1 pseudogene is annotated in these 238 nt (G+C 63.0%); it reads right to left on the bottom strand.

The features are described from left to right. Positions 1–238: pseudogene (locus REG_RS09550) on the bottom strand (MFS transporter); the annotation flags it as partial.

Genomic DNA, 238 nt, shown 5'->3' with positions numbered 1-238 from the left:
AGCGCCATGAACAGGCCGGTTTGCTGAGTGGTTAAGGACTGCAGGCTGGCGTAGACCGGCGCCAGCCCGTAAAACGAGCCCACGACCATGCCGATCACCAGCGTGGTGGCCAGCACCTTGGGAATGGCGCCGACAAAATAACGCAGTTCCATCGGCGCCGGCGACATGTGGCGCGCATTGGTGCGGGTAGTCAGAGCGATCGGCACCAGACAGAGCGCGAAGCACAGCGCGATCACCA

It is taken from the genome of Candidatus Regiella insecticola LSR1, assembly GCF_000143625.1.
Classification (GTDB): Bacteria; Pseudomonadota; Gammaproteobacteria; order Enterobacterales; family Enterobacteriaceae; genus Regiella; species Regiella insecticola.
This window is presented reverse-complemented; position numbering and strand designations above follow the sequence as displayed.